An 18,694-nucleotide genomic window follows, 5' to 3' on the forward strand; every position below is an offset into this window, starting at 1 on the left:
GTTGCTGGGATTGTTCGGATAATGGTGGGGGAGGGCGCCCGGAACCCTCCCCCACAGTGCTGCTACTTGACGGTGAAGCCCGACTTCTTCAGGTCGCCCACGGTGATGTCCTGCATGGCCGTCACGGCAGACAGGAAGGCGGACTTTTGCTTGGACTGCGCCGCCTTGGCGAACTGGTCGTTGTAGGCGTTGAACGCCACATTCACATTGGGGCCGTACGTGAAGGAGCCGACGCCCTTGGCCGCCTCGCCAATGACCTTGTAGAAGTCCGGCTGGTTACTGAAGAACGCGGGGGCCTTCGTCAGGGACGCTGCGGCCCTGGCAGTGTCCGCCGGGTAGATGCCCGCCACGTTCACGAGGGCGGCGACGGCTGCGGGGTCGGTGTTCAACCAGGTGGCGAACTTGGCCGCAGCGTCAAGGTGCTTGGACTGTGTCGTCACGGCGGTGGAGGAACCTCCCCAATTGCCGGTGGACGGCTTGGACGCATCCCACTGGGGCATGGGCGCCACCTTCCACTTGCCGGCGGTGGCCCCGGCATTCCCGGCGAGCACCCCGGGAGCCCAAGCGGCACTCAGCCAGCCCACCTGCTTGCCCGTGTTCAAGGCTGTGTTCCATTCGGGGGTGTACATCGGCTTGTTGTCGATGACGCCGTCCTGCACCAGGGTGCCCCAGTAGCCGGCAACTTTCTGGGTGGGCTCCTGGTCCACCTTGACGCTCCAGGCGTCGCCGTCGATCCCCCACCAGGAAGCGCCAGCCTGCTGCGCCATGCCAGTAAACCAGCCGGCGTCGTTGGATGAAAAGGTGCCTAGGTAGGCCGTAGGGTCCGCTTTGTGGATGGCCTTGGCATCAGCGGCATATTCGTCCCAGGTGGTCGGCACGGCCAACCCCAGCTTTTCGAAAATGTCGGCGCGGTAGTAAAAGACCATGGGGCCCGTGTCCTGCGGGATGGCGTAGAGGGCATCCCCGCCCAGCGTGACCGAATTCCACACGCCTGCGGCAAAGTCGCCCTTGGTCTCTTTGGCTGGTGTTGCGGACAGATCGGCCAGGGCATTTGCCGCCACCAGTGTGGGGATCTTTTGGTACTCGGCCTGGATGAGGTCTGGCGCGCCGCTGCCGGCCTTGATGGCTGTCAGCAGCTTGGTCACTGCCGGGTCGCCGCCGTCCTGCTTGTTGACGGTGACATGGATGTTGGGATTCGCCTTGTTCCAAATATCCACCACCTTTTCCAGGTTCGGGGCCCATGCCCAGTAGGTGAGTTCCACTTTCTGGTTGGCGTTTGCTGCTGCCGGGTCGCTTACGGTGCCGCTGGAACATCCGGCTGTCAGCAGTGCGGCCGCGGCAACCGCCGCCGCGGCGGCCCTACGGAATGATTTGCGCATCTGGTCCTCCTGATTGAAAACTCTGTGTGGTTTGCCCCGAATCCTCGCGGTGTCCCGAACGGGAACAGATGACTGTGAGCGGTTCCAGTAATTCACAGAATTGTGATTCATGTCAACAAGAATATTCACATAGCCATAGAGACATTTGGCGTGATACAACTGGGAGCGCACACAGTTCAAGGGAGAAAACAACATGACAGACGTCCTGCAGGGAACCGCCACATGCACGGCGCCGGCCGCGTGGCCACAGCGGCCCGCGGGCCTTTGTTACGGCGGTGACTACAACCCCGAGCAATGGCCGCGCGGGGAGTGGGCCGAGGACATCGCCCTGATGAAGGCCGCCGGCATCAACCTGGTGAGCATTGGGATTTTCTCCTGGGTGCTGCTGGAACCGCGCGAGGGCGAATACGACTTCGAGTGGCTTGACCACCTCTTTGACCTGCTGGTGGAGGCTGGCATCAGTGTGGACCTGGGGACCCCGACGGCGGCGCCGCCGGCTTGGTTCTGGAAGAAGTATCCCCAGGCCCTTCCCGTCACGCGGGAGGGCGTGCGCCTGGGCTTTGGTTCCCGCGGCATGGCCAGCCCCAGTTCGCCCGAATACCTTCGGGCCGCAACGGCTATCACGGGCCAGCTGGCGCGCCGCTACGGCTCCCACCCGGCCCTGGTCCTCTGGCATGTCCACAACGAATATGGCGCGCCCGTCAGCGAATCGTATGATGAAAATTCCGTGCTGGCCTTCCGCGAATGGCTGCAGGCGCGCTACGTCACGCTGGAAGCCCTCAATGACGCCTGGGGGACCTTGTTCTGGGGGCAAAAGTATGGCGAATGGGACGAAATTGATGCCCCCCGCGCCACGGCCAGTGTGGGCAACCAGTCCCAGGCCCTGGACTTCCGGCGGTTTACCTCCGATGCCATGCTCCGGTGCTTCAAGGCCGAACGCGACGTGATCCACCAGTATTCGCCCGGCGTCCCCGTGACCACGAACTTCATGGCCACCAACTGCCTTTCCCCGGACTACTGGGCGTGGAGCCGGGAGGTGGACGTGGTTTCCAACGACCACTACCTGGTTGCCCAGCGGAACGACAACCACATCCTGCTTTCCATGGACGCCGACCTCACCCGGTCACTGGCCCGGAATAAGCCGTGGATGCTGATGGAGCACTCCACGGGGGCCGTGAACTGGCAAGGCCGCAACATCGCCAAGCGCCCCGGGGAACTGGCCCGCAATAGCCTGGCCCATGTGGCCAGGGGGGCGGACGCCGTCCTGTTCTTTCAATTCCGGGCCTCCCGGTACGGGGCGGAAAAGTTCCACTCCGCCATGCTCCCGCACGCGGGGACGGGCACCCGGATCTGGCGTGAGGTCCTCGAACTTGGCGCCGGACTGGAACGGCTGGCGCCCGTCAAGGGCTCCACAGTCCATTCACGGGTGGCCATATTGTGGGACGTGGAGTCGTTTTGGGCGCAGGACCTGGAGTGGCGCCCCAGCTCCGACCTGGACCACAGGGAACGCATCGAGGCGTTCTACTCGGCCCTCTGGAACCAACAGGTGGCCGTCGACTTTGCCCACCCCGGGGACGACTTGTCCGGCTACAGCCTGGTGCTTGCCCCGGCGCTGTACCTGGTGGGCGACGAGGCCGCCGCCTCGCTGCGTGACTATGTTTCAGGCGGTGGGCATCTGGTGGTGTCTTACTTCTCCGGAATCGTCAACGCCCATGACACAGTGGCGAAGGGGGCGTCCCCGGGAGGGCTGAGGGAGGTGCTGGGCCTGGAAATCCACGAATTCCTTCCGCTCCGGGCTGGTGAGGCTGTCCAGCTGTCGGCCGGTGGGACGGGGACGGTTTGGTCCGAGGAGATTCATCCGGGCTCTGCCGTTGTCGTGTCGCGCTACGTGGGCGGGCCCGCAGCAGGGGGTCCCGCCATCACGAGGAATGCCTTCGGCGAGGGTGTGGCGTGGTACGTCTCAACCAAGCTCGACGGCGGCGATTTGGCGGCCCTGCTGCTCGAGGTCATCCGCGGCGCAGGGCTGGCAACCCCTTCCTCGCCCCATGAGGGGCTGGAGGTCTCCATCCGCAGCACCGCAACGGAGCAGTTCACCTTCCTGATCAACCATTCGGGGCGGGCTGTCCACCATGAAGCGGAAGGCTTCGAACTGATGACGGGTGAGACCGTCACCGGGCAGCTCCAGGTTCCGGCGGGGGCAGTGCGCGTGATCCAATCACGCTGACACGGGCAAGCCAATGTGAAAATAGCTTTCGGAATCTCTATTTGACGCTGACTGACGGAATAAGTCCAAAATTCAGCAACTTATTCCAGATCTAGCCTTGACGGCACGTAACTTTGTGTGATGGACTCCACATCAAGATTAGTTACGAAAATAGGTTTCATTGAAAACTCCGTCAGTTCTCTGCGCCATGGCCCTCCGCGACCTTGGCCCCCGCACCGTCAGCCAGCTGGCCAAGGCAACGGGACTTTCCCGTCCCACCGTTGAGGCTGCCCTGTCGTTCCTCACGGAGCTGGGGCTGGCCGGCCACGAGGAATTGACCCCGGGCGGCCGCGACGCCGGTCGGCCCGCCAAGGTGTTCCGGTTCATTGCGGGGCACGGTTGCGTTGCGGGCATCGACGTCGGCCTGCACACCATGCGCGTCATGGTTGCCGATCTTGCCGGGGATGTACGCAACTACCTGGAAGTTCCGCTGCCCACGGACCTGCGCGGGCCGGACAGGCTGCGCACCCTGGTTGCACTCCTGGACCAGTCGCTGGAAGCCTGTGCGCTGGAACGCGGGGACCTGTTGGCCATCGGTGTCGCCGTGTCGGGAATCGTGGGGGTGGACGGGCGACTCACCGTTTCGCACATTCTTCCCGCCTGGACCGACCTGGACATCGCCGGGCAGATCAGCGCCGAGTTCGGGTGCCCAGCCCGGTTGGAAAACGATATCCGCTCCGCCGTGCTGGCCGAGAGCCACCTGGGCGCCGCGCGCCTCGCGGACACCGTGGTGTATGTCCTGGCCGGCCACAGGGTGGCGGTTTCACTCATCGTTGGCGGCAAGGTCCACAAGGGGCGCCACAGCGCAGCCGGCGAGGTCGGTGCGCTGGCTTTCTCCCAGATCATCGGCAGCGACGGCGGCATCGAGTGGACCACCGGGCAAACCGCCGAAGACGTCTTCGCCCAGGCGGCGACAGGGGACCCGAAGTCGGTTGCGGAAATCGACAGTTTCATCCAGCGGATAGCCCCGGGCATTGCCACCCTGGCCCTGGTCATAGATCCGGACGTAGTGGTGCTGGGCGGCGGCATTTCGCGCGCTGGGGCACGCATCATGCCCGCCCTGCGCCAGGCAGTCAACGGCCAGATCAAGATTCCCATCCAGCCCAAGCTCGTGGCCTCGGAACTTGGCGCCGAGTCCGTCGTTGTCGGCGCCGTTGTCAGCGCCCTCGGCATGGCGGGGGAGGACATCTATGGACCCGCAGGGGCAAGCCTGCCAGCCATCAACTTCACCGCGGCCATGGACGCGAAGGGGACGGGCGCCGTCGTCGAAGCCGGCACCGCCCAAGCCGCCCAGGCAGCCAAGGCAGCCCAGCCCACCGACGCTGCGGCCCTGCGCGTGGGCATTGTGGGCGTCGGCGCCAGGGGCTCCCTCGGCCTCAAGGTTGAAGCCAGCGGGCTTGGACGCATCGTGGCGGCGGCGGACCCCTCCGCGGCGGGACGCCAGCGGGCACTGGACCTCTTCGGCCCCGACATCACGCTGGCCGGGGACCACCGGGAACTGATCGCCTCCCAACCCAAGCTCGACGCCGTCGTCGTCACCTCCCCGGACGACACGCACGCCGACGTCGCCGTCGACTTTTTGCAGGCAGGAATCCCTGTCTACCTGGAAAAGCCCGTGGCAACCCTTGCCCACGACGCCGACCGGGTCCTGCAGGCTGCCGCCGACACGGGCACCAAACTTTACGTCGGGCACAACATGCGGCACATGGCCGTGGTCCGGCTCATGCGCGACATTATTGCCCGCGGGGAAATTGGCGACGTCAAGGCAGTCTGGTGCCGGCACTTTGTGGGCAACGGCGGGGACTACTACTTCAAGGACTGGCACGCCGACCGCAAACACTCCACCGGCCTGCTGCTGCAAAAGGGGGCCCACGACATTGACATCATCCACTGGCTGGCCGGCGGGTACACGAAAAACGTCGTGGCGATGGGGGACCTTGCCGTCTACGGTGACGTTACGGACAGGCGGGACAACTCGCAGCAACTGATGACGGACTGGTTTTCCATGGAGAACTGGCCGCCGTTGAGCCAGCGCGGACTCAATCCGGTCATTGACGTGGAGGACATCTCGATTGTCGCCATGACGCTGGACAATGGCGTCCTGGCGTCCTATGAACAATGCCACTTCACCCCGGACTACTGGCGCAATTACACAGTCATCGGCACTGAAGGCCGGCTCGAAAATTTTGGCGACGGCAACGGGGGGGTGGTGCGCGTATGGAACCGGCGCACCGGCTACTCGGCCGACGCCGACCAAAGCTATCCGATTATCGAGGATGGGCAGGGACACGGTGACGCCGATCTGCTCACCGTGACGGAATTCCTGCGATTTGTCATCCATGGCGAGGCCACCCAGACCTCGCCCGTGGCGGCCCGCAATGCTGTCATGACGGCCATTGCAGCCACCGAATCCCTCAGACACGGAGCGCAGCCGCACACGGTGGCGCCCGTCCCGGAGGACTTGCTGCGCTATTTCCACAACAACCAGAATCCACCAAGCACCACCCAACCCAACTAACCAACCGCACGACTGCCCCTGTCCGGGGCAGCCTTTCAATGGAGAAATTTATGCGTCTAAATAAGCTCAGCCTCGGTGTCGTGGCCGCCGTGACGGCCGTCCTGCTGGCCGGCTGCGGGGGAAGCCCCGCGGAACAGAAGTCGTCAGGCCCCGCCCCGACAGACCTGAAGGCAAACATCACCTACGGCTACTGGGATGCCAACCAGACACCGGCCATGGACAAGCTCATCGCCGACTTCAACGCCAAGTACCCCAACATCAAGGTCACCTCGCAGGTCACCCCCTGGGCGCAGTACTGGACCAAGCTGCAGACGCAGGCGTCCTCCAACACCCTGCCCGACGTGTTCTGGATGAACGGCCCCAACTTCCAGCTGTACGCCTCCAACGGCCAGCTGGCGCCGATTACCCCGCTGGTGGATTCCAAGCAGGTCGATCCGGCGAACTACCCGGACGCCCTGAACAAGCTCTACTCCCTGGACGGCAAACAGTACGGCGTGCCCAAGGACTTTGACACCATTGCCCTCTGGTACAACAAGAAGATCTTTGCCGAGGCCGGCGTCGCGGTCCCGACAAATGACTGGACCTGGGCTGAATTCAAGACCGCCGCCAAGACCATCAGCGACAAGCTCAAGTCCAAGGGGATCTACGGCGTGGCCACCAACCTGGTCGGCGGCCAGGAGGGCTACTACGACTCCATCCTTCAGGCGGGCGGCAACGTCATCTCGGCCGACGGCAAGACCAGCGGCTATGACGACCCCAAGTCCATCAAGGGGCTCCAGCTTTGGGCAGACCTCATCGCCGACGGTTCCTCGCCGAACATGCAGCAAATGTCCGACACCCCGGCCAACAAGTGGTTCGACAACGGCAAGGCTGCCATGATCTGGACCGGCACGTGGATGGTCTCGGAGGTCAACGCCTCCCCCGTCAAGAATGACGTCACCGTGGTGCCGCTGCCCAAGGACGAGCGCGCAGCCACCGTTATCCACGGCATCGGCAATGTGGTCAGCGCCAAGACACCCAACATGCAGGCCGCACAGGCCTTCCAGGCATTCCTTGGCACGAAGGAAGCTGCCCTCGCCCAGGCCACCATGGGGGCGGCAAACCCGGCGTTCAACGGGACCCAGCAGGCCTTTGTGGACTCGGTGCCCAGCTTCAACATCCAGGTGTTTGAAGACGCTGCAACAAAGTACGCCTTCCCGTTCCCCGTTTCCAAGAACACGGCCGCCTGGAACCAGCTCGAGGCAACCCTGTTGCCGGACGCGTTCTCCGGCAAGAAGCCTGTTGGCGACGTTGCCAAGGACCTGGCAACGCAGATGAACGCGCTGCTGGCGAAGGAAAAGTAGAACAGCCATGTCATTGAAAACCGTTGCGAAGGCGGGCGCCCCGGGGAGGGCGCCCGCCGGGCGGCGGGCCGGCCGCCCGGGCAGGTCCAACCCCGACGGGATCTGGCCTGTGGTCTTCGTCCTGCCATTGTTCCTCGGCGTTGCCGTCTTTTACCTCTTTCCCATTATCCAAACCGCCTATTTCAGCTTCACCACGTGGGGAGTTTTTGGCGGCTCCACCTTCACGGGCCTTGAAAACTACAGCAAGTTGGCCACCGATCCCCAAGTGGGCCGGGCCCTGCTCAACACACTCATCTACACGGTTGTCGTGCTGGCCGGGGTGCCCATCGCCGTCGGCCTGGCCAGCCTGGTCAACCGGCCGGGGCTCAGGTTTTCAAAAACCTACCGAACCATGTTCTTCCTGCCGTATGTGGCCATGCCGGTGGCCATTTCCATGGTCTGGCGGATGATCTACAACGGCGACTTCGGCGTGCTGAACTACTTCCTGTCCCTCTTTGGCGTCCTGGGGCCCCACTGGGTGTCCACGGACGGGCTGGCCCTGATCTCGGTGGCCCTGCTCGGATTGTGGATCTCCATCGGGTTCAACATGATCATCCTTTCCGCCGGCCTCAAGGGAATTCCGGTGGAGCTTTACGAGGCGGCATCCATCGACGGGGCATCGCGGTTCCGCCAGTTCCGCCAAATAACCGTCCCCCTGCTGACGCCGTCGATCTTCTTTGTCATGGTGATCAACATCATCAACGGCTTCCAGCTCTTTGACCTGCTGTACACGCTGCTTGGCACCACCAACCCCGCCATGGCCCGCTCGCAGTCGCTGGTCTATCTGTTCTACAACGAGTCGTTCATCCAGAACGACAAGGGGTACGGTGCCGCCATTGCCATCCTGGTGCTGGTGCTGGTGGGTATCTTCACGGCCGTCCAATTCCGATTCCAGCGCAGGTGGGTGAATTATGTCTGAGCTGACCGTTGGCCGGGCCCGTCCGAAAGCCAGGAAAATAGTGCGGCGGGACGGATCGCACGCGCTGGCCCACACCGTCCTCATCATTGGCAGCATCATCATGATTTTCCCGTTCGCCTGGCAAATCATCATGTCGCTTTCCACCAATTCGCAGGTCATGTCCATTCCCCCGACGTTCTGGCCCGGGGACCTTCAGTGGAAGAATTTTGCCGACGTCTTCACCGTGATGCCGTTCATGAGCCAGTTCTGGGTCTCGATCACCATCACCGTAGTCCGGGTGCTGGGGCAGGTGGTCCTGTGCTCCATGGCCGGGTATGCGTTTGCGCGCATGAGGTTTTCCTTCAAGGGCGTGGTCCTGGGCCTCATCCTGGCCATTTTGATGGTCCCGTCCCAGGTGTTCCTGATCCCGCAGTACCAGATAGTGCAGAACCTGGGCTGGCTCAACACCTCCGCCGGGATCATTGCCCCCGGCATCTTCAGCGCCTTCGGAACCTTCATGATGCGCCAGTTCTTCCTGGGGCTCCCGCTGGAATTGGAAGAGGCGGCACGCCTTGACGGGTGCAACCCCTTCCAGACGTTCTGGCGGATCATGCTGCCGCTGGCCAAGCCGGGGCTGTCCGCCCTGGCCATCATTACGGTGCTGTGGTCCTGGAACGACCTGCTGTGGCCGCTGGTTGTGACCACCTACGCCCAAAACATGCCTCTCTCGGCAGGCCTGGCCACCCTGCAGGGGCAAAACGCCACCAATTACCCGGTCCTGATGGCCGCAAGCCTGTTGGCGAGCGCGCCCGTCCTGATCTTGTTTCTTGCGATGCAGCGTCGAGTCATCGACGGCATTGCCTTCTCAGGAATGAAGTAGACAATCCATGACACAAATTCGAGTAGGACTGGTCGGTTCCGGCGGGATCACCCATGTACATGTGCCTGCCTGGCTGGAACTCGGTGCAGCAGTCACTGTGTTCTCCTTAGAGGGCGCGGAGGAGCTGGCTGCCCAGTACGGCCTGTCCGTGGCGGCATCGCTGCAGGAACTGCTGGCCGACGCCGACATTGTCGACATCTGCACCCCGACCACCAGCCACCGGAGCATCGCGGAGGCCGCGGCGGCGGCAGGCAAGGACATCGTGTGTGAAAAGCCCGTTGGCCGCACGGTGGCGGACGGGAAGGCCATTCTGGGCGCGGTCCGCGAGGCCGGCGTGCAGCTCTACCCCGGGCATGTGGTCAGGTACTTTCCGGCCTACGCCGCAGCGAAGGAAGCGGTCGACGGCGGCAGGGTGGGCACTCCCGCCGTGCTCAGGTTCAACCGTGGCGGCGCCGGACCGGCCAGCCCCTGGTTTTACGATGTGGAACAGTCGGGGGGCATCATCATGGACCAGATGATCCACGACCTCGACCAGGCCCGCTGGCTGGCCGGCGACATCACCGCCGTCTATGCGGTGCAAAACACGGCAGGCGCCGACGGCGCTGGGGACGGGGAGCCGGCGCGCATTGTCAGTGCCCACGTGACCCTCACCCATGAGTCCGGTGCCATCTCCCACATTCAGGGCGTGTGGGGGCCTCCGGGGATGGATTTCCGCACGTCCTTTGACATTGCCGGGGACTCCGGCGCCCTGCGTTTCGACTCTGCCGCAGACACCTCGGTGGTCAGGAACCTGCCGGCCGGGGTGGTGGATTCGTACCTGCCTCCCGCCGGGGTTGAGGAAAGCCCGTACCTGACCGAAATTCGCGAGTTCGCTGACGCTTTTGCCGGCGGCGCGGCCCCGCGGGTGTCGCTGGAGGACGGCATCATTGCCGTGGCGATCGCTGAAGCGGCGCTGGAATCCCTCCGCACCGGGCAATCCGTCCCCTTCTCAACCAGCCACGTCCTCACCAGCGAAGAGGTGCCTTCATGACCGTTCCCATCCGCCCCGGCCGGCTGCGCGTGGCCGTGCTGTCCTTTGCCCACACCCACGCCGCCAGCTACATCCGACACCTTGCCGGGCGCGCCGACGTCGACCTTTTGACAGCGGACCCTGACAGCGCCCAGTCTCCGGAAGGGGAGCTCAGGGGCGCCGCGTTTGCCGCAGCCCACGGCGCCGCCTATGCCGACAGCTACCAGGAGGTGCTGGACTGGCGGCCCGACGCCGTGGTCATTTGCAGCGAGAACTCCAAGCATGCCGGGCTGGTCCAGCTGTTTGCGGCTGCCGGGGCGCACGTTTTGTGCGAGAAGCCGCTGGCCACCACCGTGGCGGATGCGGAGCTTGCCCTGGAGGCGGCTGCCGCGGCGGGGGTCAGGCTCATGACAGCCTTCCCCGTCCGGTTTTCACCCGCCTACCAGGAACTCAGGGGCATGGTCCGGGCCGGTGCGCTGGGCGACATTGTGTCCGTGGTGGGCACCAACAACGGCTGGATGCCCTCCGACAGGGCCTGGTTCACCGATCCCGAACTGGCCGGCGGCGGCGCCCTGGTGGACCATGTGGTCCACTGCGCGGACCTGCTCGATGACCTGCTGGGCGTCCCGGCGCAGCGCATCCACGCCGTGTCCAACCGCATCCTCCACGCCCGGCGCGGGGTCACCGTGGAGACCGGCGGGCTCGTCACCATCACCTATCAGGGCGGGGTCATAGCCACCATTGACTGTTCGTGGAGCCAGCCGGCCAGTGCGCCCACCTGGGGCGGGCTGACATTCACCGTGACGGGCACCAAGGGTTCGGTCAGGATCGACCCCTTCGCGTCCCACGTGGGTGGCTTTGACGCGCTGGGTGCGGCCTGGCTGCCCTACGGGGCCGATCTCGACTCGCTCATGATCGACGAGTTCATTTCCGCCATCCTGGCAGGGCGCCAGCCGCAGCCCGACGGCGGCAGCGGCCTGCGGACGCTGGAAATCGTCAAGGCCGCGCAGGCGTCCGTTGCAAGCGGGCAGCCCGTCCACTGCTGAGCGGGCCCGGCGGTGCGAGCCCGGCGGTGCGGGCCCGGCGGTGCTAGCTGGCGCAGCTGGGCTGGATGGGCCGCCGTCGGCTAGATGGCGCAGCCGTCGGGGCCGCACACCTCGCCGTTGGCATCGCCGGAGGAAACCATGGCCAGCGGGTGGGCTTCCTGCCAGGCCTCGTCGAGGGCCTGCGTGAACAGGGCTGACGGCTGGGCGCCGGAGATCCCGTACTTCCTGTCAATGACGAAGAACGGCACCCCGCTCACGCCCAGCGCGCGGGCCTCGGCGAAGTCGTGGCGGACGTCGTCGGCATATTTGTCCGTGTCCAGGGCATCGTTGATGTCAGCCTCGGCCAGGCCGGCGGCGGAACCGGCATGCACCAGGAACTCGCGGCTGCCTATGTCTTCGCCGTGCTCAAAGTGGGCCGACAGCAGGGCTTCCTTGACGGCGTCGGCCTTGCCTTGGGTGGCGGCGAGGTGGATGAGCTGGTGGGCGTTGAAGCTGTTGGCGACCACCACGTCGTCGAACTTGTAGTCCAGGCCCTCACCCTTGGCCTGCTCGGTGACGTGGGCAAACATGCCCTTCACCTGCGCCGGGTCCATGCCCTTGCGCTCGGCCAGGTAGCTGATCTCGGTTCCGTCGTAGTGCTCGGGGAGGGTGGGGTCCAGCTGGTAGCTGCGCCACTGCACCTCCACGGAATCCTTGTGGGCAAAATCGTTCAGGGCAGTTTCAAAACGGCGTTTGCCGATGTAGCACCACGGGCACGCAACATCTGACCAGATCTCAATCTTCATACTCTCGGCAACGGGCAGCGGGTGCCGCTTTATTCCACGCCAAAAGACGCGCCAACGGGCACTTAACGTGGATGTTCTTCAAAAACATCCACGTTAAGTGCCCGTTGGGGGGATTAAGGCTGTCCATCGGGGCCCGACCGTCGGGCCTGCAGTGGCGACGCGTCCGATGGAACAACCAAACTTATGCGGCGGCGAGCACCCGGGTTTCGGCGGGCTGCTGCTCCGGGGCCGCGTGCAGGTACTTCGCGTAAGCCGTGAGGGTCAGGAAGGTGGGGAATTCCTCGCCCAGGGCAACGGTTTCGAAGATCTCCAGGGCGTCGTCAAAGCGGTCCGCGTCAAAGCGCGGCATCTTGGCGAATTCCTCCTCCAGCATTTCCCTCACCCAGTCAAAGGTGATGAGCTCGCCCGTGTCCGTGATGGCCTGGCTGTGGATCCACTGCCAGATCTGCGAGCGGGAAATTTCGGCGGTGGCGGCGTCTTCCATGAGGTTGTTCAGGGCGACGGCGCCGTGGCCGCGCAGCCAGGACTCGATGTACTGGATGCCGACCCAGATGTTGTCGCGGATGCCCTGTTCGGTGATGGTGCCCTGGGTGCCGGCCACGTCCAGGAGCGCGTGGTCGTCCAGTTCCACGTCCTCGCGGAGCCGGGAGATCTGGTTCGGGTTCCAGCCCAGCATGTCGTCAAAGACCTCCATGGCCACCGGGACCAGGTCCGGGTGCGCCACCCAGGAACCGTCAAAGCCGTCGTTGGCCTCACGGGTCTTGTCCGCCCGGGTTTTCCGCATGGCGTTGGCGTTGGCCTCGGGGTCGCGGCGGTTCGGGACAAAGGCGGACATGCCGCCGATGGCCATGGCGCCGCGGCGGTGGCAGGCGCGGACCAGCTGTTCGGTGTAGGCGCGCATGAACGGTGCCGTCATGGTGATCTGGTTGCGGTCCGGCAGCACGAAGCGGGGGCCGCGGGTGCGGAAGTTCTTGATCACGGAGAACAGGTAGTCCCAGCGGCCCGCGTTCAGGCCGGCGGCGTGGTCGCGCAGTTCGTAGAGGATTTCCTCCATCTCGAAGGCGGCCGTTATGGTCTCGATCAGGACGGTGGCTCGGATGGTGCCCTGCGGGATGCCGAGCAGGTCCTGGGCCTGGATGAAGATGTCATTCCAGAGCCGTGCCTCCAGGTGGTTTTCAATCTTCGGCAGGTAAAAGTACGGGCCCTTGCCCTGGGCGATCAGCCGGCGGGCGTTGTGGAAGAAGTACAGCCCGAAGTCGACGATTCCGCCGGCCAGGGGCCTGCCATTGATGAGCAGGTGCTTCTCCGGCAGGTGCCAGCCGCGGGGACGGACCACGATGGTGGGCAGTTCCTCGGCAGGTGCCAGACGGTATTCCTTGCCTTCGGCACTGGTGAAGTCGATGCGGCGCTCCAGGGCGTCGATCAGGTTCAACTGGCCCCGGATCACGTTGCCCCACGTGGGCGTGGAGGCGTCCTCCATGTCCGCCAGCCAGACCTTCGCGCCGGAGTTCAGGGCGTTGATGGTCATCTTGCGATCGACGGGGCCGGTGATCTCCACGCGGCGGTCCTCCAGGCCAGGGGCCGGAGGGGCCACGCGCCAGTTCGGGTCCTCGCGGATGCCGGACGTTTCACGCAGGTAGCGGGGGTCGCTGCCGCTAAGGATCTGGCGGCGGCGCACCTGGCGGGCTGCCAGCAGCTCGTGGCGGCGCGCCGTCGTGGTGCGGTTCAGCGCTGCGATGAAGTCCAGGGCCTCGGGGGTCAGGATTTCTTCCTGGCGGTGGATCGGGGGAGCGGTGAGGGTAATGCCGTTGAACGTGATTCCGTTCAGGCTGTTCGTCGAGTTCATGGGAGTCTCCTGGGCAAAAAGTGCGGGGAAGTGTTAGTGGAACTGCTGGGCTTCGGTGGAGCCGGCCAATGCGAGGGTGCCGCTGTTCGGGTTCAGGGCTGTCGCGACCAGGTCGAAGTAGCCTGTGCCCACTTCGCGCTGGTGCTTGGTTGCGGTGTAGCCGCGGTCTTCTGCGCCAAATTCGCGCTCCTGCAGTTCGACGTAGGAGCTCATGCCGTTGCGGGCGTAACCATGGGCAAGGTCAAACATCGAGTAGTTCAGGGAATGGAAACCAGCCAGGGTGATGAACTGGAATGTGTACCCCATGGCGCCGAGTTCGCGTTGGAACTTGGCAATGGTGCTGTCGTCGAGGTGCTTCTTCCAATTGAACGACGGCGAGCAGTTGTAGGCGAGCATCTGGTCGGGGAATTCGGACTTGACGCCTTCGGCAAACTTCTTAGCGTGCTCCAGGTCGGGGGTGCCGGTTTCCATCCAGATGAGGTCGGAGTAGGGGGCGTAGGCGCGGGCCCTGGCAATGGAGGGCTCCAGGCCGTTCTGGACGTGGTAGAAGCCTTCGGCCGTGCGCTCCCCGGTGAGGAACGGCTTGTCCCGGTCGTCGACGTCGGAGGTGATCAGGGTGGCTGCCTCGGCATCGGTGCGGGCAATGATGACGGACGGGACGCCGGCCACGTCGGCGGCCAGGCGGGCGGCGTTCAGGGTGCGGACGTGCTGGGCGGTGGGGATCAGGACCTTCCCGCCCAGGTGGCCGCACTTCTTCTCGCTGGCCAGCTGGTCTTCCCAGTGCACTCCCGAGGCGCCGGCGACGATCATGGACTTCATGAGCTCGTAGGCGTTCAGCGGCCCGCCAAAGCCGGCTTCGGCGTCGGCCACGATCGGCACCAGCCAGTCCTCAACGCTCTGGAGGCCTTCGGAAAATTCAATCTGGTCGGCGCGCAGGAGTGCGTTGTTGATGCGGCGGACCACCTTGGGCACCGAGTCCACGGGGTACAGGGACTGGTCGGGGTAGGTGTTGCCGTTGGAGTTGGCGTCGGCGGCGACCTGCCAGCCGGAGAGGTAAACGGCCTTCAGGCCGGCCTTCACCTGCTGGACCGCCTGGTTGCCGGTGAGGGCGCCAAGTGCGTTTGTGTACGCGCCCGGCGTGGAGTTGCGCAGCTGGTCCCACAGCTTTTCCGAGCCGCGGCGGGCCAGCGTGTGGTCCTCCTGGACCCGGCCGCGCAGCTTGATGACTTCTTCCGCGGAGTAGGTGCGCTCCAGGCCGTCCCAGCGGGGGTTGGCGGACCACTCGAGTTCGAGGGCGGCGACGGCCTCGGCGTTGCTCTGCTCCGGCGTCTTTGCGGGTTCAAATGCTGCGGTCATGGGGGTCGCTCCTTTGCGGTTGGTGGCCGGTCCCGGTTGTCTGTGTTCGAGCTGCTCGAGTTCCGGGATCGGTGTTCCTTCTTTGTGATTTCCACTATTCCGGTGTTTTCAAGGGGTAGCTAGGGGCAGATGGTGGAAAGATTCGCACTTCTTCCGCTATTCTCAAGAAATGAACAATGAAGGCTGGAACCTCGCCCCCGCCCGCAGCGCCAAGGAAGCGGACGACGGCGGCGAACTGGACGTGATTGCCCTGGGCCGGCGGGTGCGCCACCTGCGCAAAAAGCTCGGCATGACCCTGGACGATTTGAGCGCGAAGGTGGGGGCTGCGCCGTCGCAGCTTTCCCTCATCGAGAACGGCAAGCGGGAGCCCAAGCTGACGCTCCTGCAGCACCTGGCCGGGGCACTCGGCGTCGGGCTTGAACAGCTGCTCGGGGCCGAGCCGCCCAGCCGCCGGGCCGCCCTGGAAATCGAGCTGGAAAGGGCTCAGCGCGGGCCGCTGTACCAGTCGCTGGGACTGCCCAAAGTCCGCGTCAGCTCGCGGCTTTCCACGGAAGTGCTGGAGTCTCTGGTGGGGCTGCAGAACGAACTGGAACGCCGGCTCGACGAGCAGTCCGCCACGCCGGAGGAAGCCCGCCGCGCCAACAACGTGCTGCGCCTGGAAATGCGCGACCGAAACAACTACTATCCGGAGATTGAAGTGCAGGCGCAGGAGCTGCTCAAGGCCGTGGGCCACGACCGCGGGCCCCTGTCCCACCACGTGGCCGCCGACATTGCCGAGCACGTTGGATTTGACCTGCACTACGTGGGCGACCTGCCGCATTCCACCCGTTCCGTGACGGACTTGAAGAACCGCCGAATTTACCTCACGCAGGGCCAGCGCTCCGACCATGACCCCCGGTCCGTGCTGTTGCAGGCCCTGGGGCACTACCTTTTGGGCCACCAGACCCCGCGCGACTATTCGGACTTTCTGCGCCAGCGCGTCTACACCAACTACTTTGCCGCGTCCCTGCTGATGCCTGAACGGGCCACCGTGGACTTCCTGAAGGAGGCCAAGGCCGCGAAGGAGCTGGCCATTGAGGACATCCGGGACGCCTTCGCCGTGTCCTATGAGACGGCCGCCCACCGCTTCACCAACCTAGCCACCGAGCACCTGGGCATCACCACGCACTTCCAAAAAGTCCACGAGTCCGGGATCATCCACAAGGCCTACGAGAACGACGGCGTCAACTTTCCCGCCGACCACACCGGAGCCATCGAGGGCCAGGCCGTGTGCCGGTTCTGGACCTCCCGCGCCGTTTTTGACGTGCCCGACAAGTTCCGGGCGTTCAACCAGTACACGGACACCGCCGTCGGAACCTACTGGTGCACGGCGCGGACCGAACGCCACTCCTCGGGGGAGTATTCGCTGAGCATCGGCGTGCCCTATGCCCACGTCAAGTGGTTCCGGGGCCGGGACACCACGGAGCGCTCGCAGTCGCGGTGCCCGGACCCGGCGTGCTGCCGCCGGCCGCCGGCAGCACTGTTCGCCGAATGGGCCGGCAACGCGTGGCCGTCCACCCGCGCCAACTCGCACCTTTTGGCAGCCATGCCGCAGGGCGCATTTCCCGGCGTGGACGAAACCGAGGTGTACAAGTTCCTGGCGGCACACGAGGGCCGGTAGGCCGCCGTCGTCCGGATTGGCGCCTGCGGGGCGCTGAGTCAGCAGCGATGGCGACTTAGCCGCTGCCAAAGTCGCCATCGCTGCTGACTCGGCGCGGCAGGGGACGCTGGTTGCCCAATCTTCGCCGGACGTTCATGTCCAGGCCGGCAAACGGGACACTGCTGCGACGTAGCGTGAAGGCGTAAGCAGCACCACCGGCCCATAGCAGTGAGGAATTACCATGACCAGCACCCAATTCCCCGTCATCCTGACCACCGAGGGCGCTGCCGCCAGCAACGAGGACGTTGTTGGCGACAATGTGTCCGTGGTGAACGCCATGTACCGCGCGCTGCTCAATTCCGAGGAAATCGCCCCCAACTCGCTGCGCAGCTACTTCGTGGACTTTTACCTGGCCCAGGCGCTCGACGGCGGCTTTGCCCAGTATGTGTTCATGTCCCCGGACCGCTCTGAACTGGACGTCTACATCCGCGAGGGCCTGGAAGCCATGGGCGCCACGCGGCACCTGGAACTCTTCAACCGGACCGCCGAGCTCTTCGATTCGCTCTCCGAGGACGACGCCGAGACCTACCTCGACGGCGACCTCGACGAGGTGGACGGCCGCTCCGGGGACGTCGACGCCATCGAAGCCCTGGACGGCGAATTTGAGGAACTGCTCGAAACCGAGGACGTGACGGGCCTGAACGCAGCGTGGCTCCGGGGCCAGGAAGGACTGCTGGTGCTCAGCGAAACGGAACTGGAAGAGTACATCGCGGCGCGCGTGGCCCAGGTCCCGAACCTGGGGGAGCGCCAGGCCGAGGCGGCCGAGGACGCGCCCGAGTTTGAGCTCATCATCCGTGAACTGTGCGCGATGGCCGGCTACAAGCTCGAAAAGATCACCATGGGCGACCCCAACTTTGAGTTTGACGGCCGCACCATTCTGGCCTGGCACTTCACCACTGACCACGGCGACTTCGCCATGATTGAAGAGGACGACGAGGCGTTCATGATCAACCCGGAGACCGAGGAAATCATTGCCGCCGTGGAGTTCGAGGACGACGACGAGCTCATCGAGGCATAGCCCGGCCGCCCCGGCGGCCCGGCCCGCCACTAAAGCAGTGGGGGCCGGTCCCCACTAAAGCGGTGGGGACGGGGCCGCCGGGGCAAGGGGTTGCTGTGCCGGTGACGTAAAGTCAGGGCCATGAAAGAACTCAAATGGACAGCCATGGCCCCTGCCAAAACTGCGTGGTCGGCGATGCCCTTTGCTCCCGGCCTCTACAAGTGCTACCTGACGGGCGGGCTGCCCAAGAACGTGGAATGGCCCGCTGAATTGAAGCCGTTGAAGCGCGGCGACCTGCTGTACGTGGGCAAGGCGACGAATTTGCGGAGCCGGGCCAAGCACCACGACGTGCAAACGTCCAAGTCCACGTTCCGCCGTTCCCTGGCGGCCATTCTGGGACTTCAGGCCCAGTGGCACGGACGATCCGCCCACCCGAGGCTGACCGATCCAGACGAGGAACTGCTCAGTGCCTGGATGGTCAGCAACCTGGGCACATCCTTTTGTGTGGTTCAGGACCTGGACAGTGTTGCCGGCCTCGAGGAAGAGCTGCGAACCGAGCTCCTCCCGCCCTTCAACCGCGACGGCCGCACACCCGAACAGCTGCACGTCTCAGCCGTCGCGGCAATCGCGCACCGC

14 protein-coding genes are annotated in these 18,694 nt (G+C 64.7%); 10 read left to right on the forward strand and 4 right to left on the reverse strand.

Going from position 1 to position 18,694, the window contains the following annotated elements; all coding sequences use genetic code 11:
* Nucleotides 1-62: 62 nt before the first annotated feature.
* Nucleotides 63-1,379, reverse strand: a complete 1,317-nt coding sequence (locus tag LPN03_RS15275; RefSeq protein ID WP_262454887.1) for an ABC transporter substrate-binding protein — start codon at nt 1,377-1,379, stop codon at nt 63-65.
* A 193-nt stretch (nt 1,380-1,572) separates the two neighbouring features.
* On the opposite strand from LPN03_RS15275, the gene LPN03_RS15280 reads away from it, so the two are divergent.
* The 7 genes from LPN03_RS15280 (at nt 1,573) to LPN03_RS15315 (ending at nt 11,375) form a co-directional block, all read left to right on the forward strand.
* A complete protein-coding gene (locus tag LPN03_RS15280; protein WP_262454888.1) occupies nt 1,573-3,603 on the forward strand; it encodes a beta-galactosidase in 2,031 nt (676 codons plus the stop codon).
* A gap of 160 nt (nt 3,604-3,763) precedes the next feature.
* Nucleotides 3,764-6,160, forward strand: coding sequence for an ROK family protein (locus tag LPN03_RS20840; protein WP_316255831.1), 2,397 nt, complete (start codon nt 3,764-3,766; stop codon nt 6,158-6,160).
* 50 nt (nt 6,161-6,210) lie between these two features.
* A complete protein-coding gene (locus LPN03_RS15295) occupies nt 6,211-7,503 on the forward strand; it encodes an ABC transporter substrate-binding protein (RefSeq protein ID WP_262454889.1) in 1,293 nt (430 codons plus the stop codon).
* Between the two features lie 7 nt (nt 7,504-7,510).
* Complete coding sequence (locus tag LPN03_RS15300) at nt 7,511-8,461, forward strand: carbohydrate ABC transporter permease (protein ID WP_262454890.1); 951 nt, start codon at nt 7,511-7,513, stop codon at nt 8,459-8,461.
* Nucleotides 8,454-9,320: a carbohydrate ABC transporter permease gene (locus tag LPN03_RS15305; protein ID WP_262454891.1), complete on the forward strand. Its 867-nt coding sequence runs from the start codon at nt 8,454-8,456 to the stop codon at nt 9,318-9,320. The genes LPN03_RS15300 and LPN03_RS15305 overlap by 8 nt, the downstream gene beginning before the upstream one ends.
* A 7-nt stretch (nt 9,321-9,327) precedes the next feature.
* Nucleotides 9,328-10,350 carry a Gfo/Idh/MocA family protein gene (locus LPN03_RS15310; protein WP_262454892.1) on the forward strand — a complete coding sequence of 341 codons (1,023 nt, stop codon included), beginning with the start codon at nt 9,328-9,330 and terminating at the stop codon, nt 10,348-10,350.
* The gene (locus LPN03_RS15315; protein ID WP_262454893.1) at nt 10,347-11,375 is read left to right on the forward strand and encodes a Gfo/Idh/MocA family protein; all 1,029 of its coding nucleotides are present in this window, start codon (nt 10,347-10,349) and stop codon (nt 11,373-11,375) included. The genes LPN03_RS15310 and LPN03_RS15315 overlap by 4 nt, the downstream gene beginning before the upstream one ends.
* Nucleotides 11,376-11,455: 80 nt before the next feature.
* On the opposite strand, the gene LPN03_RS15320 is transcribed toward LPN03_RS15315, so the two are convergent.
* From LPN03_RS15320 to aceA, 3 genes are all read right to left on the reverse strand, one after another.
* A complete protein-coding gene (locus LPN03_RS15320) occupies nt 11,456-12,160 on the reverse strand; it encodes a DsbA family oxidoreductase (protein ID WP_262454894.1) in 705 nt (234 codons plus the stop codon).
* A gap of 181 nt (nt 12,161-12,341) precedes the next feature.
* The gene (aceB, locus tag LPN03_RS15325) at nt 12,342-14,006 is read right to left on the reverse strand and encodes a malate synthase A (protein WP_262454896.1); all 1,665 of its coding nucleotides are present in this window, start codon (nt 14,004-14,006) and stop codon (nt 12,342-12,344) included.
* 33 nt (nt 14,007-14,039) lie between these two features.
* Complete coding sequence (gene aceA, locus LPN03_RS15330; protein WP_262454897.1) at nt 14,040-15,362, reverse strand: isocitrate lyase; 1,323 nt, start codon at nt 15,360-15,362, stop codon at nt 14,040-14,042.
* A 169-nt stretch (nt 15,363-15,531) separates the two neighbouring features.
* On the opposite strand from aceA, the gene LPN03_RS15335 reads away from it, so the two are divergent.
* The 3 genes from LPN03_RS15335 to LPN03_RS15345 all read left to right on the forward strand — a co-directional run.
* Nucleotides 15,532-17,022: a helix-turn-helix transcriptional regulator gene (locus LPN03_RS15335; protein WP_205677897.1), complete on the forward strand. Its 1,491-nt coding sequence runs from the start codon at nt 15,532-15,534 to the stop codon at nt 17,020-17,022.
* Nucleotides 17,023-17,242: 220 nt separating this feature from the next.
* Nucleotides 17,243-18,079 (forward strand): hypothetical protein, encoded by an 837-nt coding sequence (locus LPN03_RS15340; RefSeq protein WP_262454898.1) that lies wholly within the window; start codon nt 17,243-17,245, stop codon nt 18,077-18,079.
* Between the two features lie 120 nt (nt 18,080-18,199).
* Nucleotides 18,200-18,694, forward strand: a 495-nt coding sequence (locus LPN03_RS15345; RefSeq protein WP_262454899.1) for a GIY-YIG nuclease family protein, incomplete at its 3' end; no start/stop codon positions are given.

Source organism: Arthrobacter sp. A2-55, from assembly GCF_025548615.1.
Classification (GTDB): domain Bacteria; phylum Actinomycetota; class Actinomycetes; order Actinomycetales; family Micrococcaceae; genus Specibacter; species Specibacter silviterrae.

Coding starts and splice junctions, on each gene's coding strand:
- LPN03_RS15295 (WP_262454889.1), top strand. CDS start 6,211: ATGCGTCTAAATAAGCTCAGCCTCGGTGTCGTGGCCGCCGTGACGGCC.
- LPN03_RS15275 (WP_262454887.1), bottom strand. CDS start 1,379: ATGCGCAAATCATTCCGTAGGGCCGCCGCGGCGGCGGTTGCCGCGGCC.
- aceB (WP_262454896.1), bottom strand. CDS start 14,006: ATGAACTCGACGAACAGCCTGAACGGAATCACGTTCAACGGCATTACC.
- aceA (WP_262454897.1), bottom strand. CDS start 15,362: ATGACCGCAGCATTTGAACCCGCAAAGACGCCGGAGCAGAGCAACGCC.
- LPN03_RS15280 (WP_262454888.1), top strand. CDS start 1,573: ATGACAGACGTCCTGCAGGGAACCGCCACATGCACGGCGCCGGCCGCG.
- LPN03_RS15310 (WP_262454892.1), top strand. CDS start 9,328: ATGACACAAATTCGAGTAGGACTGGTCGGTTCCGGCGGGATCACCCAT.
- LPN03_RS15320 (WP_262454894.1), bottom strand. CDS start 12,160: ATGAAGATTGAGATCTGGTCAGATGTTGCGTGCCCGTGGTGCTACATC.
- LPN03_RS15305 (WP_262454891.1), top strand. CDS start 8,454: ATGTCTGAGCTGACCGTTGGCCGGGCCCGTCCGAAAGCCAGGAAAATA.
- LPN03_RS15340 (WP_262454898.1), top strand. CDS start 17,243: ATGACCAGCACCCAATTCCCCGTCATCCTGACCACCGAGGGCGCTGCC.
- LPN03_RS15300 (WP_262454890.1), top strand. CDS start 7,511: ATGTCATTGAAAACCGTTGCGAAGGCGGGCGCCCCGGGGAGGGCGCCC.
- LPN03_RS15335 (WP_205677897.1), top strand. CDS start 15,532: ATGAACAATGAAGGCTGGAACCTCGCCCCCGCCCGCAGCGCCAAGGAA.
- LPN03_RS15315 (WP_262454893.1), top strand. CDS start 10,347: ATGACCGTTCCCATCCGCCCCGGCCGGCTGCGCGTGGCCGTGCTGTCC.